The 24,223-nt window shown below is 59.6% G+C and carries 33 protein-coding genes; 13 read left to right on the forward strand and 20 right to left on the reverse strand.

What is annotated here, in order from left to right; genetic code table 11:
- Nucleotides 1–2 precede the first annotated feature (2 nt).
- From O9X91_RS13725 to O9X91_RS13735, 3 genes are all read right to left on the reverse strand, one after another.
- On the reverse strand, nucleotides 3–707 hold the full coding sequence (locus tag O9X91_RS13725) for an SDR family oxidoreductase (RefSeq protein WP_269833236.1): 705 nt from the start codon (nucleotides 705–707) through the stop codon (nucleotides 3–5).
- A 131-nt stretch (nucleotides 708–838) separates the two neighbouring features.
- The gene (locus tag O9X91_RS13730) at nucleotides 839–1,198 is read right to left on the reverse strand and encodes an antibiotic biosynthesis monooxygenase family protein (RefSeq protein ID WP_269833235.1); all 360 of its coding nucleotides are present in this window, start codon (nucleotides 1,196–1,198) and stop codon (nucleotides 839–841) included.
- On the reverse strand, nucleotides 1,195–1,521 hold the full coding sequence (locus O9X91_RS13735; RefSeq protein ID WP_269833234.1) for an NIPSNAP family protein: 327 nt from the start codon (nucleotides 1,519–1,521) through the stop codon (nucleotides 1,195–1,197). The genes O9X91_RS13730 and O9X91_RS13735 overlap by 4 nt, the downstream gene beginning before the upstream one ends.
- 74 nt (nucleotides 1,522–1,595) lie before the next feature.
- Between O9X91_RS13735 and O9X91_RS13740 the strand changes: the two genes are divergently transcribed.
- Nucleotides 1,596–2,279, forward strand: coding sequence for an ArsR/SmtB family transcription factor (locus O9X91_RS13740; RefSeq protein ID WP_137410222.1), 684 nt, complete (start codon nucleotides 1,596–1,598; stop codon nucleotides 2,277–2,279).
- Between the two features lie 24 nt (nucleotides 2,280–2,303).
- On the opposite strand, the gene O9X91_RS13745 is transcribed toward O9X91_RS13740, so the two are convergent.
- Nucleotides 2,304–3,461: a pyridoxal phosphate-dependent aminotransferase gene (locus O9X91_RS13745; RefSeq protein ID WP_165691201.1), complete on the reverse strand. Its 1,158-nt coding sequence runs from the start codon at nucleotides 3,459–3,461 to the stop codon at nucleotides 2,304–2,306.
- Nucleotides 3,462–3,634: 173 nt separating this feature from the next.
- On the opposite strand from O9X91_RS13745, the gene O9X91_RS13750 reads away from it, so the two are divergent.
- From O9X91_RS13750 to aat, 5 genes are all read left to right on the forward strand, one after another.
- Nucleotides 3,635–4,402, forward strand: a complete 768-nt coding sequence (locus O9X91_RS13750; protein WP_077982407.1) for a DsbA family protein — start codon at nucleotides 3,635–3,637, stop codon at nucleotides 4,400–4,402.
- 125 nt (nucleotides 4,403–4,527) lie between these two features.
- Nucleotides 4,528–4,965, forward strand: coding sequence for a type II 3-dehydroquinate dehydratase (aroQ, locus tag O9X91_RS13755; RefSeq protein WP_077982408.1), 438 nt, complete (start codon nucleotides 4,528–4,530; stop codon nucleotides 4,963–4,965).
- 25 nt (nucleotides 4,966–4,990) lie between these two features.
- Nucleotides 4,991–5,482 carry an acetyl-CoA carboxylase biotin carboxyl carrier protein gene (gene accB / locus O9X91_RS13760; protein ID WP_077982409.1) on the forward strand — a complete coding sequence of 164 codons (492 nt, stop codon included), beginning with the start codon at nucleotides 4,991–4,993 and terminating at the stop codon, nucleotides 5,480–5,482.
- Nucleotides 5,483–5,494: 12 nt separating this feature from the next.
- Entirely contained in the window at nucleotides 5,495–6,841 is a 1,347-nt protein-coding gene (gene accC, locus O9X91_RS13765; RefSeq protein ID WP_077982410.1) for an acetyl-CoA carboxylase biotin carboxylase subunit, read from the forward strand.
- Between the two features lie 6 nt (nucleotides 6,842–6,847).
- Nucleotides 6,848–7,462, forward strand: coding sequence for a leucyl/phenylalanyl-tRNA--protein transferase (gene aat / locus O9X91_RS13770; RefSeq protein WP_077982411.1), 615 nt, complete (start codon nucleotides 6,848–6,850; stop codon nucleotides 7,460–7,462).
- 15 nt (nucleotides 7,463–7,477) lie between these two features.
- Here aat and O9X91_RS13775 read toward each other — a convergent pair whose 3' ends face one another.
- The 5 genes from O9X91_RS13775 to gatB all read right to left on the reverse strand — a co-directional run bounded on the left by O9X91_RS13775 (nucleotide 7,478) and on the right by gatB (nucleotide 11,246).
- On the reverse strand, nucleotides 7,478–7,915 hold the full coding sequence (locus O9X91_RS13775) for a DUF2155 domain-containing protein (RefSeq protein WP_077982412.1): 438 nt from the start codon (nucleotides 7,913–7,915) through the stop codon (nucleotides 7,478–7,480).
- 132 nt (nucleotides 7,916–8,047) lie between these two features.
- On the reverse strand, nucleotides 8,048–8,446 hold the full coding sequence (locus tag O9X91_RS13780) for an NADH:ubiquinone oxidoreductase subunit NDUFA12 (RefSeq protein ID WP_077982413.1): 399 nt from the start codon (nucleotides 8,444–8,446) through the stop codon (nucleotides 8,048–8,050).
- Nucleotides 8,447–8,555: 109 nt separating this feature from the next.
- Nucleotides 8,556–9,029, reverse strand: a complete 474-nt coding sequence (locus O9X91_RS13785) for a GNAT family N-acetyltransferase (protein WP_269833233.1) — start codon at nucleotides 9,027–9,029, stop codon at nucleotides 8,556–8,558.
- Nucleotides 9,026–9,523, reverse strand: coding sequence for a GNAT family N-acetyltransferase (locus tag O9X91_RS13790; RefSeq protein WP_142912144.1), 498 nt, complete (start codon nucleotides 9,521–9,523; stop codon nucleotides 9,026–9,028). The genes O9X91_RS13785 and O9X91_RS13790 overlap by 4 nt, the downstream gene beginning before the upstream one ends.
- Before the next feature lie 217 nt (nucleotides 9,524–9,740).
- Nucleotides 9,741–11,246 (reverse strand): Asp-tRNA(Asn)/Glu-tRNA(Gln) amidotransferase subunit GatB, encoded by a 1,506-nt coding sequence (gene gatB / locus O9X91_RS13795; RefSeq protein WP_077982416.1) that lies wholly within the window; start codon nucleotides 11,244–11,246, stop codon nucleotides 9,741–9,743.
- Between the two features lie 151 nt (nucleotides 11,247–11,397).
- On the opposite strand from gatB, the gene O9X91_RS13800 reads away from it, so the two are divergent.
- Complete coding sequence (locus O9X91_RS13800) at nucleotides 11,398–11,730, forward strand: DUF1294 domain-containing protein (protein WP_269833232.1); 333 nt, start codon at nucleotides 11,398–11,400, stop codon at nucleotides 11,728–11,730.
- On the opposite strand, the gene O9X91_RS13805 is transcribed toward O9X91_RS13800, so the two are convergent.
- Complete coding sequence (locus O9X91_RS13805) at nucleotides 11,712–12,221, reverse strand: GNAT family N-acetyltransferase (RefSeq protein WP_269833231.1); 510 nt, start codon at nucleotides 12,219–12,221, stop codon at nucleotides 11,712–11,714. The two genes, O9X91_RS13800 and O9X91_RS13805, sit on opposite strands and share 19 nt — an antisense overlap.
- A 275-nt stretch (nucleotides 12,222–12,496) precedes the next feature.
- Between O9X91_RS13805 and O9X91_RS13810 the strand changes: the two genes are divergently transcribed.
- Nucleotides 12,497–12,754: a YjhX family toxin gene (locus tag O9X91_RS13810; protein ID WP_142912140.1), complete on the forward strand. Its 258-nt coding sequence runs from the start codon at nucleotides 12,497–12,499 to the stop codon at nucleotides 12,752–12,754.
- Between the two features lie 58 nt (nucleotides 12,755–12,812).
- Here O9X91_RS13810 and gatA read toward each other — a convergent pair whose 3' ends face one another.
- The 3 genes from gatA to O9X91_RS13825 form a co-directional block, all read right to left on the reverse strand.
- Nucleotides 12,813–14,294 carry an Asp-tRNA(Asn)/Glu-tRNA(Gln) amidotransferase subunit GatA gene (gene gatA / locus O9X91_RS13815; protein WP_269833230.1) on the reverse strand — a complete coding sequence of 494 codons (1,482 nt, stop codon included), beginning with the start codon at nucleotides 14,292–14,294 and terminating at the stop codon, nucleotides 12,813–12,815.
- Between the two features lie 56 nt (nucleotides 14,295–14,350).
- On the reverse strand, nucleotides 14,351–14,638 hold the full coding sequence (gatC, locus tag O9X91_RS13820) for an Asp-tRNA(Asn)/Glu-tRNA(Gln) amidotransferase subunit GatC (RefSeq protein WP_077982421.1): 288 nt from the start codon (nucleotides 14,636–14,638) through the stop codon (nucleotides 14,351–14,353).
- Nucleotides 14,639–14,763: 125 nt separating this feature from the next.
- On the reverse strand, nucleotides 14,764–15,468 hold the full coding sequence (locus O9X91_RS13825; protein WP_142912138.1) for a metal-dependent hydrolase: 705 nt from the start codon (nucleotides 15,466–15,468) through the stop codon (nucleotides 14,764–14,766).
- Between the two features lie 84 nt (nucleotides 15,469–15,552).
- Here O9X91_RS13825 and O9X91_RS13830 point away from each other — a divergent pair, with 84 nt between their 5' ends.
- Both O9X91_RS13830 and ruvX read left to right on the forward strand, forming a co-directional pair.
- Nucleotides 15,553–15,855 (forward strand): alkylphosphonate utilization protein, encoded by a 303-nt coding sequence (locus O9X91_RS13830; RefSeq protein ID WP_142912137.1) that lies wholly within the window; start codon nucleotides 15,553–15,555, stop codon nucleotides 15,853–15,855.
- A gap of 14 nt (nucleotides 15,856–15,869) precedes the next feature.
- Nucleotides 15,870–16,349, forward strand: a complete 480-nt coding sequence (ruvX, locus tag O9X91_RS13835; protein ID WP_142912136.1) for a Holliday junction resolvase RuvX — start codon at nucleotides 15,870–15,872, stop codon at nucleotides 16,347–16,349.
- Here ruvX and O9X91_RS13840 read toward each other — a convergent pair.
- The 7 genes from O9X91_RS13840 to O9X91_RS13870 all read right to left on the reverse strand — a co-directional run bounded on the left by O9X91_RS13840 (nucleotide 16,322) and on the right by O9X91_RS13870 (nucleotide 20,954).
- Nucleotides 16,322–16,618 (reverse strand): DUF6105 family protein, encoded by a 297-nt coding sequence (locus O9X91_RS13840; protein WP_142912135.1) that lies wholly within the window; start codon nucleotides 16,616–16,618, stop codon nucleotides 16,322–16,324. The two genes, ruvX and O9X91_RS13840, sit on opposite strands and share 28 nt — an antisense overlap.
- Nucleotides 16,615–16,749, reverse strand: a complete 135-nt coding sequence (locus O9X91_RS13845) for a hypothetical protein (RefSeq protein WP_269834315.1) — start codon at nucleotides 16,747–16,749, stop codon at nucleotides 16,615–16,617. The genes O9X91_RS13840 and O9X91_RS13845 overlap by 4 nt, the downstream gene beginning before the upstream one ends.
- Nucleotides 16,750–17,025: 276 nt before the next feature.
- Entirely contained in the window at nucleotides 17,026–17,670 is a 645-nt protein-coding gene (locus tag O9X91_RS13850; RefSeq protein WP_020012359.1) for a TetR/AcrR family transcriptional regulator, read from the reverse strand.
- 154 nt (nucleotides 17,671–17,824) lie between these two features.
- Nucleotides 17,825–18,196, reverse strand: coding sequence for a type II toxin-antitoxin system RelE/ParE family toxin (locus tag O9X91_RS13855; protein WP_142912134.1), 372 nt, complete (start codon nucleotides 18,194–18,196; stop codon nucleotides 17,825–17,827).
- Complete coding sequence (locus O9X91_RS13860; RefSeq protein WP_137410213.1) at nucleotides 18,193–18,489, reverse strand: type II toxin-antitoxin system ParD family antitoxin; 297 nt, start codon at nucleotides 18,487–18,489, stop codon at nucleotides 18,193–18,195. The genes O9X91_RS13855 and O9X91_RS13860 overlap by 4 nt, the downstream gene beginning before the upstream one ends.
- A gap of 63 nt (nucleotides 18,490–18,552) precedes the next feature.
- Nucleotides 18,553–19,164, reverse strand: a complete 612-nt coding sequence (locus O9X91_RS13865) for a GNAT family N-acetyltransferase (RefSeq protein WP_077982951.1) — start codon at nucleotides 19,162–19,164, stop codon at nucleotides 18,553–18,555.
- A 137-nt stretch (nucleotides 19,165–19,301) separates the two neighbouring features.
- Complete coding sequence (locus tag O9X91_RS13870) at nucleotides 19,302–20,954, reverse strand: acyl-CoA dehydrogenase family protein (RefSeq protein WP_269833229.1); 1,653 nt, start codon at nucleotides 20,952–20,954, stop codon at nucleotides 19,302–19,304.
- A gap of 336 nt (nucleotides 20,955–21,290) precedes the next feature.
- Here O9X91_RS13870 and O9X91_RS13875 point away from each other — a divergent pair, with 336 nt between their 5' ends.
- From O9X91_RS13875 to O9X91_RS13885, 3 genes are all read left to right on the forward strand, one after another.
- A complete protein-coding gene (locus tag O9X91_RS13875; RefSeq protein ID WP_077982426.1) occupies nucleotides 21,291–21,722 on the forward strand; it encodes a DUF4440 domain-containing protein in 432 nt (143 codons plus the stop codon).
- A gap of 238 nt (nucleotides 21,723–21,960) precedes the next feature.
- The gene (locus tag O9X91_RS13880) at nucleotides 21,961–22,902 is read left to right on the forward strand and encodes an aspartate carbamoyltransferase catalytic subunit (RefSeq protein WP_142912132.1); all 942 of its coding nucleotides are present in this window, start codon (nucleotides 21,961–21,963) and stop codon (nucleotides 22,900–22,902) included.
- Complete coding sequence (locus O9X91_RS13885; protein ID WP_142912131.1) at nucleotides 22,899–24,191, forward strand: dihydroorotase; 1,293 nt, start codon at nucleotides 22,899–22,901, stop codon at nucleotides 24,189–24,191. Before O9X91_RS13880 ends, O9X91_RS13885 begins: the two co-directional genes overlap by 4 nt.
- Nucleotides 24,192–24,223: the final 32 nt, after the last annotated feature.

Below are 24,223 nucleotides of genomic sequence, written 5' to 3' on the forward strand. Positions count from 1 at the left end.
CGTCAAACGGACCGCGTCAACCCGCCATCAACGCGGATATTCTGACCGGTAATATATCCCGCCCCCTCAGAGGCAAGGAATGCCACGGTAGCGGCGATTTCCTCGCTCTTGCCGTAACGCTGCATTGGCACGCTCTCTCGGCGCTCCTCCGTTGCCGGCAGGCTGTCGATCCAGCCGGGCAGCACATTGTTCATGCGCACATTGTCGGCCGCATAGGTATCGGCGAAAATCTTGGTATAGGAGGCAAGGCCGGCGCGGAACACGGCGGATGTCGGGAACATGCTGCTCGGTTCGAAAGCCCAGGCAGTCGAAATGTTGACGATGGCGCCCGCTTTCTGTTTCACCATGATGGGGGCGACGATCCGTGTCGGGCGGATGACGTTCATCAGATAGACATCGAGACCCGTATGCCATTGCTCATCGGTGATATCGAGGATGGAGGCGCGCGGACCATGGCCGGCGCTGTTGACCAGCATATCGATGCGGCCGAATTTTTCGAGCGTCAAATCCGTTAGCCGCTGGAGATCGTCATTGGACTGGTTGGAGCCGGTGGCGCCGATGCCGCCCAGTTCCTGCGCCAGCGCCTCTCCCTTGCCGGAAGAGGACAGGATCGCGAGTTTGTAGCCATCCGCGGCCAGACGTTTCGCCACGGCAGCTCCCATGCCGCTGCCGCCTGCCGTTACAATCGCTACCTTCTCCGCCGACATCGCTTTTCTCCTTGTCCAATTCTAGGGGTGCCCCGCACCATATTGGCCCATCTATAACGGGTTTCAAAGGCGAGTTCGAACCAGAAAGCCTTGCAGCGGCATGCAGAAAAACTGATGCTGAAAAAGTCAGCCTAGCCATTTCCCGCTGCCGGATGGACTTGCCGGCTGTCGGCTGGCGCTTCCTCCCGTTCCTCCAGGCCGTAGTCGCGGATCACCTGCGCGATACGCAGCCGGTAATCGGAAAAAACGCCGGACCGGCCAAGCGACTGCGCGGCGCGATGCGGCAGGGTGTTGCGCCACGCCCTCACCGCCTCCTCATCCCGGAAGAAGGACAGAGAGAGCATCTTGTCCGGATTGCCGATACTTTGAAACCGCTCGACGGACAGAAAACCGTCGACGGTCTCCAGTTCAGCCCGCAGGCCTGCCGCGATGTCGAGATAATGCTGCTTCTCGCCTTCAGCCGGCCAGACCTCGAAAATAACGGCAATCATTGTCCGCCTCCGGCGTGCGGAGCGGAGGCGAGACGCAGGAAAAGCCGGTCCTCTCTGCGAATGAACTGTTCGCGGCGGGCGAATTCGTAGTTTTCCCGCCCCGCGGGATCGGCGGCGAGCCGTGCCCTGTAGGCTTCGTAGGCGGCCAGATTTTCGATGTTGTAGACACCGTAGGCAATGGTGCTCGATCCCTCCTTCGGCGCATAATAACCGATCAGATCGGCCCCGCAGCGCGGTACCGCCTCACCCCATGTGCGGGCATATCGCTCAAAAGCATCGACCTTGAAAGGATCGATCTCGTAGCGGATGAAACAGGTCAGCATCGTTTGTCTCCTCGTATTTTGTCTCTCTCTTTTACGCCATTGCTTTGCATTAATGCTTCGGCTAGAATCGAAGCATGAAAGACGGCCCCCTGATCGCCAATGTCGCCGCGCTGATCGGCGACCCTGCCCGCGCCAACATCCTGACGGCGCTGATGGACGGACGTGCGCTCACCGCAAGCGAGCTTGCCGAAGCCGCCGGCGTGACCCTGCAGACCGCCAGCGGTCATCTGTCGAAGCTCTCCGAGGCGCAACTCTTGAAAGCGGAAAAACAGGGACGTCACCGCTATTTCCGTCTTTCCGACGAGGATGTGGCGCATGTTCTGGAAGCGTTGATGGGTCTTGCCCAGCGCACGGGCGCAGTCCGCGTCCGCACGGGACCGAAGGACAAGGCGCTGCGGGAAGCGCGCATCTGCTACGATCATCTGGCCGGGGAAAGCGGCGTGGCGCTGCTAGCCGCCATCACCGCAAAGGGGCTCGTGACGTTAGGTGATGATCCTGCCTTAACGGAGAGCGGACGCGAGTTCTTCTCAAGCTTCGGCATAGACCTTTCACCGCTCGAGAAGGCCCGTCGCCCGGTCTGCCTGCATTGCCTGGACTGGAGTGAGCGCCGCCATCATCTCGGCGGTGGGCTCGGCGCATCGCTGCTTGAAGCCATGCAGCAACGGGACTGGCTGCGGCGCGGAAACGGAAGGGTACTGACCTTCACGACAAAGGGCGAAAAGGCTTTCAACAGCACCTTCAGCTGCACGCCCACCTGAGCACCACGAACGGATGATCCCGGCTTATTTCAACCAGCCGGCAATACGTCCAACGGCCTCGGCAATGTCAGACACGGAACCCGCATAGGAAATGCGCAGCGCCCTGTGGCCTTCCTCTGGATCAAAATCCATGCCTGGAGTCGTCGCCACATCGATTTCCGCCAGCATGCGCCTGGCGAAATCCATACTGTCGTTGGAAAAGCGGCTGGTATCGACATAGGCGTAAAATGCGCCATCCATCGGGGACGCCAGCGGCAGGCCTATCTCCGGCAGGCGCGCCATCAGGAAATCGCGGTTGGTGCGATAGCTTTCCCGGTAGACATCCAGTTCCTCCGCCGCCGAAAAGGCTGCCGTCGCCGCGAGCTGCGACAGTTCAGGCGCGGAAATATAAAGGCTCTGGGCCAGACATTCGACGGGACGGACCAGATTTTCGGGCAGCACCATCCAGCCGATGCGCCAGCCGGTCATGCAATAATATTTGGAGAAGGAGTTGATGATCACGGCATTGTCGGTGATTTCGAGCGCGCTCGTCTCCTCGCCGACAAAAGTAAGGCCGTGATAGATCTCGTCGGAAATGAAAGCCATGTCGCGGCTTTGGCAATAGCTGGCCAGCCGCTTCAAAGCCTCGCGGCCGGTCACCGTGCCGGTCGGATTGGCCGGACTTGCCAGAAGCACGCCCTTCAGCTTGCAGCCGGCCTTTGTCTCCGCCCGCTCCAGACTTGCCGGCGTCAGCGTATAACCCGTTTCGGCCGTGACCGGCACTTCCACGACGTTGAGGCCGAGAGCTTTCAAAATATTGCGATAGGCCGGATAGCCGGGCCTTGCGATAGCGACATAATCGCCCGCATCGAAAAGGCTGAGGAAAGCGAGATTGAAGGCGGCAGATGAGCCAGTGGTCACGGCGATGCGGGCCGGATCGATGGCGACCTGGTGGCGTAACCGGTAATGGCCGGCGATCGCCTCCCGCAACTCACGCAGGCCGAGCGCATCGGTATAACCGATCCGCCCATGCTTCAGCGCAACCTCAGCCGCCGCAAGCGAGGCTTTCGGTGCAGGATGGGAGGGCTGACCGACCGCCATGGAAATGACGGGGCGGCCCGCCTGCCTGCGCCTGTTCGCTTCCGCCAGAATGTCCATGGCGTGAAAGGGTTCGACGGCGCTCCGCTTCGAGATCGTTATCAAGGGCATGCTCTTTCCTGAACCGTATTTCAGAGACTTGCCGCAGAATCACAATCTTCACAATCATGCGATCATAATGCGGACAAGTATTTTTGCCGTATGGCATTTGGCTTAAAGTAAGGTAATTGCCTTCATAAGATTTCAAGAGGCTCCGGCCGCACAGAATGAGGACCGATATGGCGCATTTTCTCCGTTCCACCCTTCTTGCCAGCGTGACGGCCCTTTCGACGGTATTCGCCTCCCTGCCCGCCCATGCGCTCGACGAGCAGCAGAAGAAGGAAATGGGCGAGTTCATCAAGCAATATCTGATCGAGAACCCGGAAATCATGCTCGAGGTTCAGGATGCGCTTGAGCGCAAACAATATGCGGCGCGCAACGCCAAGGCGGCGGAAGCCGTTGCCGACAACAAGAAGACCATCTTCGAATCAAAATACGATCTGGCGCTCGGCAACCCGGATGGCGATGTGACGCTGGTCGAGTTCTTCGACTATAATTGCGGTTACTGCAAACGCGCCATGGGCGATATGGACGCGATTTTGGAGGGCGACAAGAAGGTGCGCGTCGTCCTCAAGGAATTCCCTATCCTCGGACCGGAATCGGTTGCGGCCCACCGAGTCTCCAACGCCGTGAAGCTGCTTGCTCCGGCAAAATACGCAGAATTCCAGCGCACCCTGCTTGGTGGTCGCGGACGGGCGAATGAGGACAGCGCCATGGAAGTCGCGACCTCGCTCGGCCTCAAGGAAGCAGACATCCGCAAGTCGATGGCGGAAAACCCGAATGATGCGCAGGTGCAGGAAACCTACAAGCTGGCCAACAGCCTCGGCATCACCGGAACGCCGTCCTATATCGTCGGCGACGAGGCGGTTTTCGGTGCGGTCGGCGCCGACCCTCTGAAGGAAAAAATCGCCAATATGCGCAGCTGTGGAAAAGCCACCTGCTCCTGATTGCTAAAAAAGCCACTGCATTCCCTGTGAGATGCCTGCCCAGCGGCCGGTTTAGGGCTTGCGGGGGCTTTTCCTTGACGGCTGCGCAGTCTATAGGTGTCGCTGATTTTCTTATGGAAACGTGAATGAGCAACATCATCATCGTCATCAACGGCCCCAATCTCAACATGCTGGGAAAAAGGGAACCGGGTATCTATGGTGGCAAGACGCTGAAGGACATCGAGAATGATTGCCTTCAAGCCGGTGCCGATCTCGGTTTCGCAGTGGAATTCCGCCAGTCGAACCACGAAGGCGTGCTGGTGGACTGGTTGCAGGAGGCGGGTGAGCGGGCGGCTGGCGTCGTGATCAATCCCGGCGCCTACAGCCACACATCCATCGCGTTGCATGACGCCATTCGCGCGATTTCCACGCCCGTCGTGGAAGTGCACATTTCCAACATCCACGCCCGCGAAGAGTTCCGTCACAAATCGATGGTATCACCCGCGGCTAAGGGCATGGTCTGCGGTTTCGGACCATATGGATACATCATGGCGCTTCACGCGCTGAAAAACATCACGGCATAAAAAGAAACAAAGAATAGGGTTTGTCATGTCTGAAAAGAAACAGGGTATCGACAAGGAACTGATCCGCGAACTCGCGAATATCCTCAACGATACCGACCTTTCGGAAATCGAAGTGGAGCAGGACGACCTGCGCATCCGCGTTTCCCGCGCCGCTCCCGCCGCCACGGTCTATGCCGCAGCGCCTGCTCCTTATGCGCCCGCGCCGGCGGCAGCCCCCGTTGCTGCGCCGGCCGCAGCCGCGCCGGCAGCCTCTGCGTCCTCCGCAGCACCTGCCCGCAACCCGGCCAACACCGTGTCCTCGCCGATGGTCGGCACGGTCTATCTTTCGCCTGCCCCGGGCGCACGTCCCTTCATCGAAGTGGGTGCAACGGTCAAGGAAGGCCAGACCATCCTCATCGTCGAAGCCATGAAGACCATGAACCAGATTCCGGCTCCCAAGTCCGGCAAGGTCGTGGAAATCATCGTCAACGACGCTCAGCCCGTGGAGTATGGCGAAGCCCTCGTGGTCATCGAATAAAGGCGGTTCAGCATGGTTTCGAAGATCCTCATAGCCAACCGCGGCGAGATTGCGCTACGTGTCCTGCGCGCCGCCAAGGAGCTTGGCATTCCGACGGTGGCCGTGCATTCCACGGCCGACGCGGATGCCATGCATGTGCGCCTTGCCGACGAGAGCGTCTGCATCGGCCCGCCGCCTTCGCGTGACAGCTACCTCAACATCCACCAGATCGTTGCGGCCTGCGAAATCACCGGGGCGGACGCCGTTCATCCCGGTTACGGCTTCCTGTCGGAAAATGCAAAGTTCGCCGATATTCTCGACGCGCACGGCATCACCTTCATCGGACCGACCGCCGAACATATCCGCATCATGGGCGACAAGATCACCGCCAAGCAGACGGCGATGGAGCTTGGTATTCCCGTTGTTCCCGGTTCCGATGGCGAAGTGAAGCCTGAAAACGCGCTTGAGATCGCCCGCGAAATCGGCTTTCCCGTCCTCATCAAGGCGACGGCGGGCGGCGGCGGTCGCGGCATGAAGGTGGCGAAGACCGAAGCCGATCTGGAAGAGGCCGTTGCGACGGCCCGCTCCGAAGCGGCGGCAGCCTTCGGCAACGACGCGGTCTACATGGAAAAATACCTCGGCAAGCCGCGCCATATCGAAGTGCAGGTGTTCGGCGATGGCGAAGGTAATGCCGTTCACCTTGGCGAACGCGATTGCTCGTTGCAGCGCCGTCACCAGAAGGTGCTGGAAGAAGCCAATTCGCCGGCTCTGACCGTCGAACAGCGCATGAAGATCGGCGAAATTTGCGCGAGCGCCATGCGCAAGCTGAAATATCGCGGCGCCGGCACCATCGAGTTCCTGTATGAAAACGGCGAGTTCTATTTCATCGAAATGAATACCCGTCTGCAGGTGGAGCATCCGGTAACGGAAGCGATTACCGGCATGGATCTCGTGCAGGAACAGATCAGGGTCGCTTCAGGCCAGGGCCTGTCGGTCACGCAGGCGGATATCGAATTCCATGGCCACGCCATCGAATGCCGAATCAATGCCGAAGACCCGCGCACCTTCGTTCCCTCACCGGGCACGCTGACCTATTTCCACACGCCGGGCGGTCTTGGTGTTCGCGTCGATTCCGGTGCATATCAGGGCTACAAGATCCCGCCCTATTACGACAGCATGATCGGCAAGCTCATCGTTCACGGCCGCGACCGTGACGAGTGCATTCGCCGCCTGCGTCGCGCGCTGGATGAGTTCGTCGTCGACGGCATCAAGACAACACTGCCGCTTTTCCAGGATCTTCTGCAGAACGAAGATATTCTGAACGGCGATTACGATATTCACTGGCTGGAAAAATATCTGGCCGGTGACGCGTCTCACTAAGACGATATGGCTGGGCGGCGCAGCAGAAATAACGACATAACGGTCGATATTCTGCTGCGCGCCTATTCAGCCGGCCTGTTTCCCATGGCCGATTCGGCCGATGATCCGGAACTGTTTTGGGTCGAGCCGGAAATTCGCGGCATCATTCCCCTCAATAGTTTTCACGTTTCCAAAAGCCTCGCCAAAGCGATGCGCAGGAAGCCGTTCGAGATTCGCTTTAACACCGCTTTCGAAGCGGTGATGGCTGGATGCGCGGCGGAAGCGCCGGACAGACCGAGCACCTGGATCAACGCCGTCATCCGCAGGCTCTATAGCGAGTTGCACCAGATCGGCCACGCCCATAGTGTCGAAGCGTGGGAAGGCGAGGAACTTGTCGGCGGGCTTTACGGCGTCTCGCTGGGCGCCGCCTTCTTCGGCGAGAGCATGTTTTCCCGCCGCACCAATGCATCGAAGATTTGCCTCGTGCATCTGGTGGAGCGCTTGCGACAGCAGGGTTTCACCCTGCTCGACACGCAATTTACGACAGAGCACCTCAAGACGTTCGGCGCGATTGACGTACCGAAGCAGGATTATACGAAAATGCTCGACCTTGCCGTCAACCGGCCCAGTCTGCAATTTTGAAGACTTTACGTAAGGTTATTTGCTTGCCGTAGAGGGAGCAGGAACGTCAGAATCCTGCTTGCAGCCCGTCAGCCACACGTCGTAGATCGGATGTTCCACAGCGTTGAGGCCGGGACTGTCGGCGAACATCCAGCCCGTAAAAATTCGCTTGATCTTGCGGTCGAGCGTGATTTCATCGACCTCGACAAAAGCGTCGATCTTCTGGGCTTCCGTCTGGTCGCGGGAATAACAGACTTTCGGCGTCACCTGAAGCGCGCCGAACTGCACGGTCTCATCGATATAGACATCGAAAGACGTGATGCGGCCGGTGATCTTGTCGATGCCGGAAAACACCGCCACACGGTTTTCGAGACGGGCGGCGGAGACGGGTGATACGAGGAGAACAGCAGAGACCGCTGCAAACAGCGAGACTGTCAGCGCACGCAAAGAACGATCCCGCGTGATTTTCCTCATACGATATGTCTCCAAATATTTGCCTGTGTCGAACCGCCGACCGGATCAACGCCTAAGGGCGGAATGTGGCAAAAACCGGTGAGAGCGAAAGCAAGCGCGATGTTTTGCACAACACCGCGCATCACAAGATGCTTAGTTGCCGGGGGTCCAGGCGTCGTAGTCGCCGGTTACGCGCGGGCGCTCGCCGGCCACAGCCAGCGACCCCTGCGGGCGATAGGCATTGGACGAACCGGTGAGGTTGGGCTGGTGCGGCTTTTGCCAGTCACGCGCAACGTAGCTTTCCTGGCTCGGCGGCACGTCGGTGCGGTAATGCATCCAGCCATGCCAGCCGGGCGGAATGGCCGAGGCCTCAGCATAACCATTGTAGATCACCCAGCGGCGCGGCATGCCCCAGGAGGTGGTGCCGCCTTCGTAGTAGGTATTGCCCAACTCGTCCTGTCCTACCTTCTTGCCGAAGCGCCAGGTGTGAAACCGCGTTCCGATCGTCTGGCCGTTCCACCAGGTGAAGATTTGCGTCAGGAGAGTCTTCATTCTACGTTCCTCGGGCTTGAATGCGCCGCAGCGATTTTCCGTGCACGGCACAAGACATGCTTATGCCGCCCCTCACGGCAATTGTCCAGCATTTCGAGATATATCCGCGCTATTTCAGCTTCATCCTGAAGCCCAGATGCCGCTTCTCGAAACCGAGCCGCTCGTAAAAGCGATGCGCGTCTAGCCGGGCCATGTTGGAGGTGAGCTGCGCGGCTTTCAGACCCTGACGGCGGGCTTCTTCCAGGCAAAAATTGATCATTACCGCACCGATGCCGCGACCGCGCATATCGGTCCGCGTCTGCACTGCCTCGATCACCATGGACTTCGCCCCTCGCCCGACGAGCTTGGTGAGGATCGCCGTCTGGAAGGTGCCGACCACCTCGCCATCCAGTTCAGCGACATAAAGCGTTTCGCTCGGCGACGCCTTGATGGCCCGGAAGGCGGCGAGATAATCGGGCTGCGCCGATTCGTCTGCCGTATCGCCGTGGCCCCCGATCTCGTCGGCGGCAAATATGGCGGCAAGCGCCGGCACATCGTTTTCGCTCGCCGTTCGAATTACAAGATTTTCCAAGGTCGCATTCATCGGGTCAGGCTCTTTTCCATAACGATGCCGGGCAGCCCCTCGATGCCAGCCATGCGCTCGATTCGGTCCACCTCGACAAATCCGACGCCTTCATAAAAGGCGATTGCGACAGTATTTTTAGGTTCGACTTCCAGCCGCATGATTTCCGCATCCGGAAAGCAGGTTTCAAGCTCCGCGAAGAGGTCGCGGCCGACACCCTGCCGCTGAAGATCGGGCGCCACGTAAAGCTGGTGCAGCAGGGCGGTCTTCGCCATTTTGGTGGACATCGAGCCATAGGCCATGCCGCCGATCCGCTTGCCGTCATCAGCCACCAGAAACTCGCCGCCCTTTTTCTCGACCCGGTCCTTCATGGCCTGCGGCGAATGCCATGCGGCAATCAGCTCGTTCACCTTGTCCGCGCCGTAGATCGCGTCATAGGTGGCGTGCCATGTCGTGGCCAGCAACGTGCGTAGGGGCTCGATATCTCGCAGACCTGCCGTGCGGATGAAAAACATGATTTGGCTCCGTCTCAGAATAGAAAAAGCCGGGCGTTGATCCCGGCAGCAAGATATGTCAGCCCCCAATCTCGACGTAATCCTCGGGCTTGTCCCGAGGATCCAATAACGTTTGATCTTGTGGGTCGTTAGATCCTCGGGACAAGCCCGAGGATGACGACGGAGAGGTCTACAGTCTCTCTCCACCTTTTCTGAGGGCCACTCCGGCCCGCAGTTCCTATTCGTCCTCAATGCCAAGCTTGGCCTTGACCAGCGCCTGCACCGCCTGCGGGTTGGCCTTGCCGCCCGTCGCCTTCATGACCTGACCGACGAACCAGCCGGCGAGCGTTGGCTTCGCCTTGACCTTCTCGACCTGGTCCGGGTTAGCGGCGATGATTTCATCGACGGCCTTTTCGATGGCGCCGGTATCGGTCACCTGCTTCATGCCGCGGGCTTCGACGATCTCAGCCGGATTGCCGCCCTCGTTCCAGACGATCTCGAACAGGTCCTTGGCGATCTTGCCAGAAATGGTCTCGGCCTTGATGAGATCGATGATACCGCCGAGCTGTTCTGGCGAAACCGGGGTCGTCTCGATATCCTTGCCCGATTTGTTCAGTGCACCGAGCAGATCGTTGATGACCCAGTTGGCAGCGGCCTTCGCATCGCGACCGGCAGCAACCGCCTCGTAATAATCGGCAATTGCCTTTTCCGAAACGAGGATCGAGGCGTCATAGACCGACAGGCCGAGATCGGCCACGAAACGTGCCTTTTTGTCGTCAGGAAGCTCCGGCAGATCGACCTTCAGCGCCTCAACGAAAGCATCGTCGAATTCAAGCGGCAGCAGATCAGGGTCCGGGAAATAGCGATAATCATGCGCGTCTTCCTTGGAGCGCATGGACCGCGTCTCGCCCTTGCCGGGATCGAACAGGCGGGTTTCCTGATCGATCACGCCGCCATCTTCCAGAATGGCGATCTGGCGACGCGCCTCATATTCAATGGCCTGACCGACGAAGCGGATGGAGTTGACGTTCTTGATTTCGCAGCGCGTACCGAAACCTTCGCCCGGACGGCGCACGGAGACGTTGACGTCGGCGCGCATGGAGCCTTCATCCATGTTGCCGTCGCAGGTGCCGAGATAACGCACGATGGAGCGCAGCTTGGTGAGATAGGCCTTCGCCTCATCCGACGAGCGCATGTCCGGCTTGGAGACGATTTCCATCAGCGCCACGCCCGAACGGTTGAGGTCCACGAAGGACATGGTCGGGTGCTGGTCGTGCATCGACTTGCCAGCGTCCTGCTCCAGATGCAGGCGCTCGATGCCGATCTCGATGTCCTCGAAATTGCCCTGACGGTCTGGACCGAGCGAAATGGTGATGGTGCCTTCACCGACGATCGGGTCCTTGAACTGCGAAATCTGGTAGCCCTGCGGCAAATCCGGATAGAAGTAATTCTTGCGGTCGAAGATCGAACGGTTGTTGATCTTTGCCTTCAGGCCGAGACCGGTACGTACCGCCTGCTTGACGCACTCCTCGTTGATGACGGGCAGCATGCCGGGCATGGCGGCATCGACCAGCGACACGTTGGAGTTCGGCGCATTGCCGAAGGTGGTGGAGGCACCGGAGAACAGCTTGGAATTGGAGAGAACCTGCGCATGCACCTCCATGCCGATCACGATTTCCCAATCGCCGGTGGCGCCGGGAATGAAGCGTTTCGGGTCGGGGGTGCGCACGTCTACAAGGGTCATCTGAAGCTCACGATATACGGGTTCTTTGGCCTTGGTGGGTAGAACAAATGCAGCGCGGGCGCAAGACATGTTGCGCCCTCTCGCCACTGGCCTACGATTTTCGCCAATGCCGGACACGCCTTTTTTACGCTTGCCGGTTTCAAATCACGCTATGGACACGATGACCTTCTGCCTCATCGCCTATATCGGCTTCAATCTCTACGTTTTCCTTGTCTATTGGTGGGACAAGGAAGCCGCAAGACAGGGCGGATGGCGTATCCGGGAAAGCACGCTGCTCCTGCTTGCTCTCGTCGGCGGCAGCCTGGGGGCCGTGTCGGCCCAACATCTGTTGCGGCACAAAACACGCAAGGAGCCGTTCCGCAGTATCCTGCTGTCCATCGTGATATTGCAGAGTGGCCTTTTCGCATCGCTCGCCATCATGCCGGACTGGCCGGTGCGGTTGGCGGTTGCGCTGAAAACGCTGTTTCAGAACCCGGGTCCGTAAAGGCCACTCTCGATCTCGGCCAACTGTTTTTGCAGCCCCACCGATTGCACCTCGCGGTCCAGCTTCGGCGCATAAGAAACGGAAAGCCAGCGCACGCTATAGCCATGGTGGCGGAAAAAGGCGACTGCCGGTTCGTTCTGGGCATGTGTCTCAAGCCGGATGGTCTCGAAGCCCTTGTCCTCTATCAGTCTTTCAATATCTGCAAGCAGACGGCTGCCGACGCCCCTCCGTTGAAAATCGGGATCGACCCAGAAGTCGGAAATAACCTCGTCAAAATGCTCCCGCGCGGCCCACCCTGCAACCGAGCCTCCAAGTTCCGCGACGCGGATGGCAAGCCATGATGAGCGGGTGAAATTGGAAAAGGCGCTCGCCGCATTGTCGTAAAGCGTGGGTGTTATGCCAAGAGCCGCAGTTGCCTGCCGCCATGCCCTGATGCCGATGGCCGCAAGGACTTCCGCTTCCCGCTCATGCGCATTGCGAATGACGATCAAACCGCGCCCTCCTTGGCCGTAAAAATTAAACCATTGCGAGTGTGATTCGGCCAGCGTGCTTTTGCTGGGCAAGCCACCGGCTTGACCCTGCTGGACTTGCCCGCTATCCAAAAGAAGCAAGAACGGAGTTTTTATGTTCGCTCAATCGGAGTCCCGGTAAAGGCCCTGCCCGCAAGTTTCTTGCGCGCCGGGCCAGATGAAACCGAGCCGGCCGCCTTAACGGCACCCGGGTTTGCTTTCACGCGTCCATGTGACGCCGACCGGACTTCCGAAAAATGGACATTTCCCGCGCCGAACAGCGCATTCTTCACCTGCTCGCCCAGGGCGGCAGAATTGAACTCGTTCGAGACGATGCCCGTAAAATCGAAAAAATCTCGCTCTTCACGCGCGAGGGCTGGATTTTCAGCGGCCTCGATCTCCTCACCTTCCGCAAGCTGAAACGGAAGAGAGCGATCGCCTCTTCCGGCGGCAAGCCCTACCGCATCACCACGCGCGGGCTGGAGCTCGTGCGCGGTGAGTTGGACAATCGCTGAAAACAAAACGGGCGGCACTTGATGCCGCCCGTTCTTGTACAAAACTTGGTGGATGGATTCACCACCACTTGGCGGGGATAAACTTGCCGGCAGCCTGCTCGATGGCATGGGCCGTCTTGAACAATGTCTCTTCCTCGAAAGGCTTGCCGATGAGTTGCAGGCCGAGCGGCAGGCCCTTGCCGTCGAGACCGGCAGGCACCGAGAGGCCCGGAAGGCCGGCCATGTTGACGGTGATGGTGAAAACGTCCTGCAGGTACATCTTCACCGGATCGGAGGCGAGTTCCTCGTCACCCACTGCGAAAGCAGAAGATGGGGTGATGGGCGCTAGGATCGCGTCAACGCCCTCATGGAAGACGTTTTCGAAGTCGCGCTTAATGAGCGTGCGGACCTTCTGCGCCTTCAGGTAATAGGCGTCGTAATAACCGGCCGACAGCACATAGGTGCCGACCATGATGCGGCGCTGCACTTCCTTGCCGAAACCGGCAGCACGGCTTTTTTCGTACATGTCGGCAATGTCCTTGCCATCGACGCGCAGGCCGTAGCGGACGCCGTCATAACGGGCAAGGTTGGACGAGGCTTCCGCCGGTGCGACGATGTAATAGGCGGGAAGCGCGTATTTGGTGTGCGGCAGCGAGATATCGACCACCTCGGCACCGGCATCACGCAGCCATTCGACACCCTTGGCCCAGAGCTTTTCGATTTCGTCCGGCATGCCGTCAACGCGGTATTCCCTGGGGATACCGATCTTCAGGCCCTTTAGCGACTGGCCGATGGCCTTTTCGTAGTCCGGCACCGGTAGATCGACGGAGGTGGTGTCTTTCGCATCCACGCTCGCCATGGTCTTCAATAGGATCGCGGCATCACGCACGTCACGGGCGATCGGGCCGGCCTGATCGAGCGAGGAGGCGTAAGCGACGATACCGAAACGCGAGCAGCGGCCATAGGTTGGCTTGATGCCGACGGTGCCGGTAAAGGCCGCCGGCTGGCGAATGGAGCCGCCGGTGTCGGTTGCGGTTGCGCCGGCGCACAGATGCGCGGCCACGGCTGCGGCGGAACCGCCAGAAGAGCCGCCGGGCACCAGCTTCTGCTCGGAGCCATTGGCGCGCCAGGGGTTGATGGCGGGGCCGTACCAGGAACTTTCGTTCGACGAGCCCATGGCGAATTCGTCCATGTTGAGCTTGCCGAGCATGACGGCGCCCTGATCCCAGAGGTTCTGGGTGACGGTGGATTCATACTTCGGCTTGAAGCCGTCGAGGATGTGCGAGCAGGCCTGCGTGTGAATGTCGCGCGTGGCAAAAAGGTCCTTCACGCCGAGCGGAACGCCTTCCAGCTCGCCCGCGGCACCGGAGGCGATACGGCCATCAGAGGCCTTTGCCATGTCGCGCGCCTTTTCCGGCGTCGTTGCCACATAGGCGTTCAGCGCGCCGTTGGCCGCATCGATGGCGGAGAGATAGGCGTCGGTCAGCTCTAGGGCGGAGAATTCTTTGCCTTTCAGCTTTGCGCGGGCTTCGGCAATGGTCAGGCTCGTCAGGTCGGTCATGGTCGGCAACGGCTTTCGAAAATCTCGGAAAAATCAGGCGGCAAACGGCGGTCGGGTTATTCGACCACTTTCGGGACCATAAAGAAGTCCCGGTCGGTCGCAGGCGCATTGGCGACAATGTCTTCCGCCTTGTTGCCGTCGGTCACCACGTCGGCGCGCTTTTTCATCTCCACCGGGGTGACTGACGTCATCGGCTCGACGCCGTCGACATTCACTTCCGAAAGCTGCTCCACGAAACCGAGTATGCCGTTCAACTGGCCGAGCATATTCTGCGCTTCATCTTCGGTGACAGCGATACGGGCAAGGCGCGCAACGCGCTTTACGGTGGCGAGATCGACGGACATGGTTTTACTCCGGTAGGAATTTTCCTACCCGCTATAATCACCATGTCCGTCCTTCGCAACGGTAGAAAGCATGTCGTGTCGAACTGCAGAGCGGTTTTGCGGCAACGACATGCTCTCACGCAGCTTCAGAAGGACAGCGTATCGCCGGCCTTCGGCGTTTGGACACGCGCTTGCGCCCCTTCCATGCCGGCCACGAACTTTTCCGGCGTCTGGTCGATGATCGGGAAGGAACCGTAGTGGCAGGGAATGACATTGCCGAAATTGAAGAAGCGCTGGCAGGCGAGCGCCGCCACAGCACCGCCCATGGTGAAGCGGTCACCGATCGGCACGAGGCCGATATCCGGCTGGTGCAGTTCGTTGATCAGTTTCATGTCGGAGAAGATGTCGGTATCACCCATGTGGTAGACGGCCGGGCCGTCCTCGAAATGCAGCATCAGGCCATTGGCATTGCCCAGCGAATGGGAGACGCCATCTTCGGTGATCTGGGCGGAGGAATGCAGTGCATTGGTGAAGGTGACGGAAAAGCCGTCGAAATGGACCGTGCCGCCGGTATTGCCCATATCGACCTTGGCGACGCCCTTTGCGGACAGCCAGGCGGCAAGATCGGCATTGGCCAGCACGGTCGCGCCCGTTTCGCGGGCAAGCTGCACGGTATCGCCGACATGGTCGCCATGGCCGTGGGTCAGGAGAATATGGGTGATGCCTTCGGCTGCCGACTTTCCATCCTGCCCGGCAAAACCGGGATTGCCGGTGAAGAACGGATCGATGAGGATCTTCGCGCTGCCGTTTTCAAGGCGGAAGGCGGAATGGCCGAGCCAGGTGATTTTCATGGGAAGTTCTCCTTTGTATTGCCGGTATAGTATGACATAGGACGGCCTGAACAACCGCACTACCGATAATTAAGAGAGGCGACAATGTCCGCTGACAATGACGATTATGTGTATGACGAAGCCACAGGCGAATGGCGGCCGGCTTCGGAACTGGCTGCAGAAGCGGCGCGTGCGAATGAAGTACGCGATGCGGCGGGCAATGTGCTTGAAGATGGCGATTCCGTCACCCTGATCAAGGATTTGAAGGTCAAGGGCACCAGCACCGTCATCAAGCAGGGCACCGTCATCAAGTCGATCCGCCTGACCGACAATCCCGAAGAGATCGATTGCAGGCATGATGCGGTCAAGGGTCTGGTGCTGCGCACCGAATTCGTCCGGAAGCGGTAAGGACAGCGCGAGACATGGCGACACTCACCATTGAGGAACTGGCGCAGGTGCTTCAGCCCGGCCAGGCTATTGCCGGCCTAGACCTCGGTACGAAGACAATAGGGCTTGCCATGTCTGATCTGTCGCGGCGTTTCGCGACGCCGCGTCCGGTGATCAAGAGGGTGAAATTCACGCAGGATGCGCAGATGCTTCTGGCTTTTGCGGAAAAGGAAAAAGTAGCGGCTTTCGTCATAGGCCTTCCCATGAACATGGACGGTTCCGCAGGGCCACGCGTGCAGGCCACGCGCGCCTTCGTGCGCACTATGGGAGAAAAAACCGACCTGCCCTTCATTTATTGGGATGAGCGGCTTTCAACCGTCGCCGCAGAACGCGCATTGCTGGAAATGGATGTCTCTCGTGCCAAACGCGCCGAACGCATCGATTCGGCGGCGGCGAGCTTCATTCTTCAGGGTGCGCTGGACAGGCTTTACGCACTCACCCGCCCGGCGGACTGACGGGCCTGCCACCAGGCAGCAATCTGCTTTCTTTTGCGAAATGCGAGAATTGCAAAAACGATCAGGCTGTCGACCGCGATGGCGCGCGCCACCAGCGGCGGCAGGCTTTCCGGCGGAAGACCGAGAATATTGCCGTAAATCTCGAAGACGAGATCATGGGTCTGACGCGTCAGCATGTAGAAGCCGAAGCTCATGTCGTAATAGGAGAGCCAGTACCAGCTGCCCAGCAATGCGACGGGACCGGCCCATAGGATAAGAAACCACTTCATGCCGCCTGCCCCCGTATAAACATCGTATCGGGAAAGCCGGCAAGCACCGCCCAGCGCACCGCAGCCATCAGGCAGAGGTTCAGCGCCGGCGCGTCGATATCCAACGGCAGCATCACAAAAAACGTCATCATGACGCCTAAAGCTGTCCAGCGGCTCACTTGCGGCTCCCTTATGCGCAGTCATTGCGCATGGTTAACATTTCGTTAATCCACACTGGACCGGCAGCCAGGGCGAGGCAAATGAAAGCTGGTATTATGGTTAATGGCGGTCGGGCGAGTTGTGGAAAAGAATGTGTTCCTGTGAACGGACGGAAGCACCGGGCGGTTGCGCGCCCGGTGAAAACATGGCTGATTTTTCGTTAATTTCGGGCTTGCCTCGGCTGTTCCCAGCAGCTCCGGCAACGCGTGTCAGCCGTAAACGCCGCGCACCAGTCTTTTGACGGCGGTGGTGATCTTGTCCCAGTCCCGGTCTGATTTGAGCGGCACGCCAGCGAACTGACCGCTGGTGGCAGCAGAAATGACGAGGTGCTGAATTGCGGCGAACAGGACAGCATTGACGGCGGCGGTATCCACACCCTTCGGCGCAGCGAGCGAGCCTCGCATGCGCTCCAGCCATTTGCCCAGCGACTTGGCGCGGGCTTCGGCCAGTTGACGCACCTGCGGTGACCCGTCAGACACTTCCCAGGCTATGATCTTGCAAACGAGAGGATCGCTGCGCAGCGCATCCATGAAATAAAGCGCCAGCTTTTCCATGAGATCGCCATAGGTCAGCAGAAACATGCCGCCAGTGTCTTCGGGAATGCGATCTTTCACCCAGGAACCGAGATCCTCGCCGATCGCCTCGATCAGACCATCAAGGCCGCCGAAATACCGATAGATGAGCTGCTTGTCGCAGCCGGCGCGGCGGGCAACGGCGTTGATGCCGAAGCCTTGAAACCCCTCTTCGGCAAGCAGCGACCGTGCCGCATTAAAAATCGCCTTCTCGGTCTGAGCGCGATCCTTGATGCGCTTTTCCGGTCTGTCGGCTGAAATCGCCTCTGCGGTCGCCAGCATGATTCCCTACCCGTTTTCTGAAAGGCCTCTCTCAACGGGTTAACAAAGCGTGTACGGAAGAACAACGTGGCGGGATGGATGGTGAGAAGGTTCCTGTGGATGACGAGTCCGCCATACCGTTTTCGGCACAGGACAGGGACGCCTCCAGACATTCTTAGGAAGTATCACCATAGTCGGCCGGAAGATGACGTTCGATTTCCATCGAATCATGAAGAACGCGACCGACGCCCACCAAACCGGGTCGTAGTGCACGATAAAGTAAAAAATGTCTCGGGGTTTTAACGAGACCTGTTTCGCTTTTTGCCCGCTCACGACTATAACGAAGGTGATAACTGCGCACGTCATCACCAAGTTCAGCGCGAATAGTCGTGCCGGCACGCAGGGGATCGCGAGCAACATCACGCAACGCAGTTGCTAGCAACTTTTCGTAGCGTTTTCTCGCTGCAACTCCAAATGTCGCGTGGGTCCATCCGAGGATTTCGATGATGTCCGATTGTGCGGCGGCGGACAGACGATATGTCGTCATCCGTCGTCGGACTTGCCGAGCTGCACTTCAGCCTCGCGCCCAAAAGCGGAAATAAAATCGTCAAGGTCATCATCCGAAACATCAGTATAACGTCCCTGGTCGAGGTCGGCGAATCCCTGTTGCGCCGCTACCTTCAAGGCCTCCACTCTGGCTGCCTCGAGGCGCTCCCGCCTCTCAATTAACCGCAAGCCTTCACGTAGCACTTCACTGGCGTTTTGATAGCGGCCGGATTTGACGAGCTCGTCTATAATCTCTTCGTGATGCTGTGTCAGGACGACGTTACGCGTTGGCATCGGAGACTCCACCGGACTTCATTTATGCCTATCCATACCATCGATTGGCATAATCTGCCAATCTCACTCCAGCGCCATCCCAAACCAGACACTACCCGGCGTTTCGTGGCTTTCGAGGCGTTTGAACCCGCGGGTTTCCCAGAAGCGCATGCCCGCATGGTTGCGTTCGCTGGCGCCGAGGTGGATGCCGTAGACGTTGTTCTGTCTAGCCATATCGAGCCAGCGCGACAGAAGCCGGGTGCCGCCGCCCTTGCCCTGTGTACGCGGCAGGAGGTTCATGTGGATATGCGCCGGAAACGGATCGGTGAGCCAGGCGGGCGTGCGGCGCGGATGGTGGATGAACTGGGCGCGACGCTGGTCGGCGTCCCATGTCCGCTGGTCGCCGCCGGGATCGGGGTAAAGGCTGCGCAGATGCGGCCACCATTCCCGCTCCAGCCGCTCTTCGTGCACCGCCGTATCGAGTGCGCCGACGATATAACCGCACACACCGTCCTCATCCTCCGCCACGAAAACGGCATCGGGCCAGAGATGCAGATAGGGCACGGAGTAGATATGCCCGACCATGCGGCCATCCTGGTAAAGGGCGGCGGCGTCCTGCCCGGCATCGCCGGTGGCGAGGCTTATGGCGTAGAGCGCGTCTTCATCCTCGGCGCGGGCGGAACGGAAGGTCAGCATTGGCAGCCGCCTTCCCTTGCCGCGCATCGACGCGCGAGGACATCATGACAGATAAGAACACGCCTCACGCCATTGCTATTTTTCAAATCCGAGACCCCTCCCGCCGGGACTGCAAAACCTTCATCCGCATGCATCGGTCAAGATGCAGGCGGATAAAGAAGATCGATTATATAATTCGGATCGAAGCGGGAATCGAGCATGCCGTAAGTGTGCCGCCAGCCGCCAGCCAGGCGGGTCTCGAGGAAGGCATCGGCGATCTTGCCGGCGCCAAGGCGGCAAAGCTCGGCGGCAGCCGCCGCGAGTGCAAACTGCTCCACCAGCAGGCGGGCCGCACCCTCGTCACGCTCGGCAAGGGCGATCGCGGCGCGCAGCACGTCGGTGGTCTTTTTGCCGGCCGCTCCGAGATCGCGCTCCAGCGTCTGGAAGACGAGATCGAACAGGTCCTTGCCGCGCTGGAGAACCCGCAGCACATCCAGCGCCATGACGTTGCCGGAACCTTCCCAGATGGCGTTGACGGGCGCTTCGCGGTAGTGGCGGGCAATCGGCCGCTCTTCCACGTAACCATTGCCGCCAAGGCACTCCATGGCCTCATAGATGAGCGCCGGCGCGATCTTGCAGCACCAATATTTGACGATGGGAGTCATGACCCGTGCATAAGCGGCTTCTGCCGGATTGTTCCGGGCGGCGTCAAAGGCCGTTGCCAGCCGGAAGGAGAGCGCAGTCGCAGCCGCCACATCCAACGCCATGTCGGCAAGAACGCGGGTCATGATCGGTTGGCTGACCAGCATTTTTCCGAACACTGAACGGCCCCGGGCATAGTGCACGGCTTCGGCAAGCGAGGCGCGCATCATGCCGGCCGATGCGAGCGCGCAGTCGAGCCGCGTCAGCGTCACCATGTCGAGAATGGTGCGAATACCACTGCCGGGATCGCCCAGCAGATAACCGAAGGCATCGGTGAATTCGACTTCGGCGGAGGCGTTGGAGCGGTTGCCGAGCTTGTCCTTCAGGCGCTGGAAATGCAGGCCGTTCTTCGAACCGTCTTCGAGATAACGCGGCACGAGGAAGCAGCCCATGCCGTCGCCCATCTGGGCGAGCATGACGAAACCGTCGCTCATCGGCGCAGAAAGGAACCATTTGTGACCGGACAGGCGATAGATTCCCTCGCCCACCCGCTCCGCCGTGGTGCGGTTGGCGCGCACATCCGTGCCGCCCTGCTTTTCCGTCATGCCCATGCCAATGGTGACGGCGGTTTTCTGCAGGGCCGGCTTCTGCGAGCTGTCATATTTGCGCGAGAGTATCTTCGGCGCCCATTCCTTCTGCACGCGCGGCGAGGCCATGATGGCGGCGACGGAAGCGCTGGTCATGGTCAGCGGGCAGAGATGCCCCGCCTCCAGCTGCGAGGTCAGATAGAATTTCGTGGCGCGGGCCTTGTGCTCATTGCCGCGCGTATCGGGAGAATTTTCCCAGACGCTGGAATGCAGGCCGGACGACATGGAACGGCGCATCAGCGCGTGCCAGGCGGGGTGGAATTCCACCTGATCCAGACGCTCGCCGCGCGGACCGTGTGTATGCAGCTGCGGCACGCCCTGATTGGCCATGCGCGCCAGTTCCTGCGCCTCATGCGACGTGACATAGCGGCCGAGCTGGTCGTACTCGTCCCTCAGATTGCGCGACAGGCCGGAGGTGAGGTCGACGATCAGCGGATCGGAACGATAGGCGTTGATACCGGACCAGAGGTTTGGCTGGTTCAGTTCGGCGAGCGTTTCTTCTATCCGGGAATTCTGGGTCATCCGCTGCTTCTAGCTGTTTTGTACTGGCGTTGCATAGTGGGGTGATATTGCATAATTCCACCCGCAGGAAGCGATTGGGACGATTAAACCGCCGCTATTAGCAATTTTCGGGAATGACCCTGATCTAGGTATCCGACCCGACGAATGCCAGACACGTTTCCGGCAAGACCGGCGGCAACGTCCGAAACAGCCCTGAGCGGCGGCGCGCAGAGATTGCGGCCACGACTGACGTGGCATGACAGATAAAGCATTCCCCAAAATCCGCAGCCAGATGTGGAACCCACGACGGGCTTTTTCGGTTGGCGACTTGATGAACGGCTGCACAGGGAGGGAACCATGGAGGCCAGCGCAAGAAAGCTTTTCGAGCGATATGAGCGATTTTTCAACAAGTCTCTTGAGGGTGACATGGATGTGGAGGAGATAGCGGAGCTCTACGCCTCCGACTTCATCGCCGCATCCCCCGCCGGGGTGATGACCGGAAAGAACGATGACCACTTAAAGCAGGTCATGATGAAGGGTTACGAGCGCTATCGGATGATCGGAACGAAGGAGATGCGGATACGCAATCTCCGTATCTCGCCCATCGATGAACATCATTGTGTGGCACATGTCGCCTGGACTGCGACCTTTGCCCGTAAGCGGCAACCGGATGTCGCAATCGATTTCGATGTTCACTACTTCGTCCAGAGGCTGGATGGAACACCGAAGGTTTTCGGTTGGGCGTCAGGCGACGAACAGGCTCTTTTGAAAGAACACGGCATCGTCTGATGTCTGTTCCTTCCGTCTTAGGACCCTTTGCCCTCGAGGATTGGGGAAATATCGCCATGTTTTCATTTCAGGAGTTGCGGGCGCTTGCCCCGCGACCATGCAGTCTCTATAGAGCGCAGGACCGAATTCCGCCGCACTCCTGAGGCGTGTTCACAGCGAAGGGGAGCGCGCGGATCAGCATTCGGGTGTTCCGGGCATTTTCACGGGAAAATGCGACGCCCGTCAGGAGGCAAACCGCATGGTCTTCTTCCCCCATCGCCATCTCCTCGGCATCAAGGGGCTTTCCCATCAGGATATCACCCTGCTTCTCGACAAGGCCGACGAGGCGGTAAAAATCAGCCGCCAGCGCGAGAAGAAGACCTCGACGCTCCGGGGGCTGACGCAGATCAACCTGTTCTTCGAAGCCTCGACGCGGACACAATCTTCCTTCGAGCTGGCCGGAAAGCGCCTCGGCGCCGATGTGATGAACATGTCGGTCGGCAATTCCTCGGTAAAGAAGGGCGAAACGCTGATCGATACGGCGATGACGCTGAATGCGATGCGCCCGGATGTGCTGGTCGTGCGCCATTCGTCGGCCGGTGCGGCCGCGCTTCTCGCGCAAAAGGTCGCCTGCTCCGTGGTCAATGCCGGAGACGGCCAGCATGAGCACCCGACACAGGCGCTTCTCGACGCGCTGACCATCCGCCGCGCCAAGGGCGAGCTTTCGGGTATCACAGTGGCAATCTGCGGCGATGTGCTGCATTCGCGCGTTGCCCGCTCCAACATCATCCTGCTCAACCAGATGGGTGCGCGTGTGCGCGTCGTCGCTCCCGCCACGCTTCTTCCCTCCGGCATTCGCGACATGAGCGTGGAGGTTTTCCACGACATGAAGGAAGGATTGAAGGACGCCGATGTGGTGATGATGCTGCGCCTTCAGCGCGAGCGTATGTCCGGCTCCTTCGTCCCTTCGGTGCGCGAATATTTCCACTATTACGGTCTGGATGCCGAGAAGCTGAAGGCAGCGAAGGAAGATGCGCTGGTCATGCATCCCGGCCCGATGAACCGCGGCGTGGAAATCGCCTCCGAAGTGGCAGATGGTCCGCAGAGCGTCATTGAAAGCCAGGTGGAAATGGGGGTTGCCGTGCGCATGGCCGTCATGGAAACACTGCTTCTCTCGCAAAACCAGGGTGAGCGCGTATGAGTGCCGTTACCGTTCTCAAGAACCTCCGCATCGTCGATCCTTCCCGCAATCTCGACGAGACCGGCAGCATCGTCATCGGCGCCGATGGCACCATTCTGGCGGCTGGCAAGGACGCACATAATCAGGGCGCTCCGGAAGGGGCGACGGTTCGCGACTACAAGGGTATGCTGGCCGTTCCCGGTTTGGTGGATGCCCGCGTCTTTGTCGGCGAACCCGGCGCCGAGCACCGCGAAACCATCGAATCCGCCTCACGCGCGGCAGCGGCCGGCGGCGTCACCAGCATCATCATGATGCCGGATACCGATCCTGTGATCGATGACATCGCGCTTGTCGAATATGTGAAGAAGACGGCGCGCGACAAGGCAATCGTCAATGTCCATCCCGCAGCCGCTTTGACCAAGGGCCTGCGGGGCGAGGAAATGACCGAGTTCGGCATGTTGAAGGAAGCCGGTGCGGTGGCCTTCACCAATGGCCGCAAGGCGCTTTCCGACACGCTGGTGCTGCGCCGCGCCATGACCTATGCCCGTGAACTCGGCGCGGTGATCGCGCTCGAGACGCGCGACAAATATATCGGTGGCGGCGACATGAACGAGGGGCTTTTCGCGAGCTGGCTCGGCCTGTCAGGCGTTCCCAAGGAAGCCGAGATCATTCCGCTGGAGCGCGACCTGCGCATTGCTGGACTGACGCAGGCGATCTACCACGCCGCCAAGATTTCCGTTCCGGAATCGGCAGAAGCGATCCGCGTTGCGCGGCAGCGGGGCGTGAAGGCCACCTGCGGCATCTCGATCAATCACCTCACGCTCAATGAGAACGATATCGGCGAATACCGCACCTTCTTCAAGCTCTCGCCACCGCTGCGCGCTGAAGACGACCGCAAGGCGATGGTGGAAGCGCTGAAGGACGGCACGATCGATATCATCGTCTCATCGCATGATCCGCAGGATGTCGACACCAAGCGTCTGCCGTTTTCGGATGCGGCGAGCGGCGCGGTGGGGCTCGAAACCATGCTGGCGGCGGCGTTGCGCCTCCATCACAGCGGCGACGTTCCGCTGATGCGGCTGATCGATGCGCTCTCCACCCGCCCAGCCAAGATTTTCGGACTGGATGCAGGAACGCTCAAAGCCGGTGCGAAGGCAGATATCACGCTGATCGACCTCGATGAGCCGTGGCTCGTGGCGAAGGACCAGCTGGTCTCGAAATCCAAGAACACGCCGTTCGAGGATGCCCGTTTCAGCGGCCGCGCTGTCGCCACTTATGTGGCTGGCAAAGCCGTTCATTCCTTGGCATAAGATCACGAACAGAGATCACGCTGACGGCGGGA

Origin of the sequence: Agrobacterium salinitolerans (genome assembly GCF_027498475.1) — a bacterium.
In the GTDB taxonomy this organism is placed as follows: domain Bacteria; phylum Pseudomonadota; class Alphaproteobacteria; order Rhizobiales; family Rhizobiaceae; genus Agrobacterium; species Agrobacterium salinitolerans.

Excerpts from the sequence above, each read along its gene's own strand:
- O9X91_RS13780 (WP_077982413.1), bottom strand. The coding sequence starts at position 8,446 with ATGAAGACTCTCCTGACGCAAATCTTCACCTGGTGGAACGGCCAGACG.
- O9X91_RS13870 (WP_269833229.1), bottom strand. The coding sequence starts at position 20,954 with ATGACCCAGAATTCCCGGATAGAAGAAACGCTCGCCGAACTGAACCAG.
- O9X91_RS13885 (WP_142912131.1), top strand. The coding sequence starts at position 22,899 with ATGAGTGCCGTTACCGTTCTCAAGAACCTCCGCATCGTCGATCCTTCC.
- O9X91_RS13860 (WP_137410213.1), bottom strand. The coding sequence starts at position 18,489 with ATGCCAACGCGTAACGTCGTCCTGACACAGCATCACGAAGAGATTATA.
- O9X91_RS13785 (WP_269833233.1), bottom strand. The coding sequence starts at position 9,029 with ATGAATGCGACCTTGGAAAATCTTGTAATTCGAACGGCGAGCGAAAAC.
- accB (WP_077982409.1), top strand. The coding sequence starts at position 4,991 with ATGTCTGAAAAGAAACAGGGTATCGACAAGGAACTGATCCGCGAACTC.
- O9X91_RS13800 (WP_269833232.1), top strand. The coding sequence starts at position 11,398 with ATGGACACGATGACCTTCTGCCTCATCGCCTATATCGGCTTCAATCTC.
- O9X91_RS13775 (WP_077982412.1), bottom strand. The coding sequence starts at position 7,915 with ATGAGGAAAATCACGCGGGATCGTTCTTTGCGTGCGCTGACAGTCTCG.
- O9X91_RS13865 (WP_077982951.1), bottom strand. The coding sequence starts at position 19,164 with ATGCTGACCTTCCGTTCCGCCCGCGCCGAGGATGAAGACGCGCTCTAC.
- O9X91_RS13810 (WP_142912140.1), top strand. The coding sequence starts at position 12,497 with ATGGACATTTCCCGCGCCGAACAGCGCATTCTTCACCTGCTCGCCCAG.
- O9X91_RS13855 (WP_142912134.1), bottom strand. The coding sequence starts at position 18,196 with ATGACGACATATCGTCTGTCCGCCGCCGCACAATCGGACATCATCGAA.
- aroQ (WP_077982408.1), top strand. The coding sequence starts at position 4,528 with ATGAGCAACATCATCATCGTCATCAACGGCCCCAATCTCAACATGCTG.
- O9X91_RS13830 (WP_142912137.1), top strand. The coding sequence starts at position 15,553 with ATGTCCGCTGACAATGACGATTATGTGTATGACGAAGCCACAGGCGAA.
- O9X91_RS13840 (WP_142912135.1), bottom strand. The coding sequence starts at position 16,618 with ATGAAGTGGTTTCTTATCCTATGGGCCGGTCCCGTCGCATTGCTGGGC.
- O9X91_RS13845 (WP_269834315.1), bottom strand. The coding sequence starts at position 16,749 with ATGATGACGTTTTTTGTGATGCTGCCGTTGGATATCGACGCGCCGGCG.
- O9X91_RS13825 (WP_142912138.1), bottom strand. The coding sequence starts at position 15,468 with ATGAAAATCACCTGGCTCGGCCATTCCGCCTTCCGCCTTGAAAACGGC.
- O9X91_RS13850 (WP_020012359.1), bottom strand. The coding sequence starts at position 17,670 with ATGCTGGCGACCGCAGAGGCGATTTCAGCCGACAGACCGGAAAAGCGC.
- O9X91_RS13725 (WP_269833236.1), bottom strand. The coding sequence starts at position 707 with ATGTCGGCGGAGAAGGTAGCGATTGTAACGGCAGGCGGCAGCGGCATG.
- O9X91_RS13750 (WP_077982407.1), top strand. The coding sequence starts at position 3,635 with ATGGCGCATTTTCTCCGTTCCACCCTTCTTGCCAGCGTGACGGCCCTT.
- O9X91_RS13880 (WP_142912132.1), top strand. The coding sequence starts at position 21,961 with ATGGTCTTCTTCCCCCATCGCCATCTCCTCGGCATCAAGGGGCTTTCC.
- gatB (WP_077982416.1), bottom strand. The coding sequence starts at position 11,246 with ATGACCCTTGTAGACGTGCGCACCCCCGACCCGAAACGCTTCATTCCC.
- O9X91_RS13875 (WP_077982426.1), top strand. The coding sequence starts at position 21,291 with ATGGAGGCCAGCGCAAGAAAGCTTTTCGAGCGATATGAGCGATTTTTC.
- accC (WP_077982410.1), top strand. The coding sequence starts at position 5,495 with ATGGTTTCGAAGATCCTCATAGCCAACCGCGGCGAGATTGCGCTACGT.
- O9X91_RS13790 (WP_142912144.1), bottom strand. The coding sequence starts at position 9,523 with ATGTTTTTCATCCGCACGGCAGGTCTGCGAGATATCGAGCCCCTACGC.
- gatA (WP_269833230.1), bottom strand. The coding sequence starts at position 14,294 with ATGACCGACCTGACGAGCCTGACCATTGCCGAAGCCCGCGCAAAGCTG.
- gatC (WP_077982421.1), bottom strand. The coding sequence starts at position 14,638 with ATGTCCGTCGATCTCGCCACCGTAAAGCGCGTTGCGCGCCTTGCCCGT.
- aat (WP_077982411.1), top strand. The coding sequence starts at position 6,848 with ATGGCTGGGCGGCGCAGCAGAAATAACGACATAACGGTCGATATTCTG.
- ruvX (WP_142912136.1), top strand. The coding sequence starts at position 15,870 with ATGGCGACACTCACCATTGAGGAACTGGCGCAGGTGCTTCAGCCCGGC.
- O9X91_RS13740 (WP_137410222.1), top strand. The coding sequence starts at position 1,596 with ATGAAAGACGGCCCCCTGATCGCCAATGTCGCCGCGCTGATCGGCGAC.
- O9X91_RS13735 (WP_269833234.1), bottom strand. The coding sequence starts at position 1,521 with ATGCTGACCTGTTTCATCCGCTACGAGATCGATCCTTTCAAGGTCGAT.
- O9X91_RS13730 (WP_269833235.1), bottom strand. The coding sequence starts at position 1,198 with ATGATTGCCGTTATTTTCGAGGTCTGGCCGGCTGAAGGCGAGAAGCAG.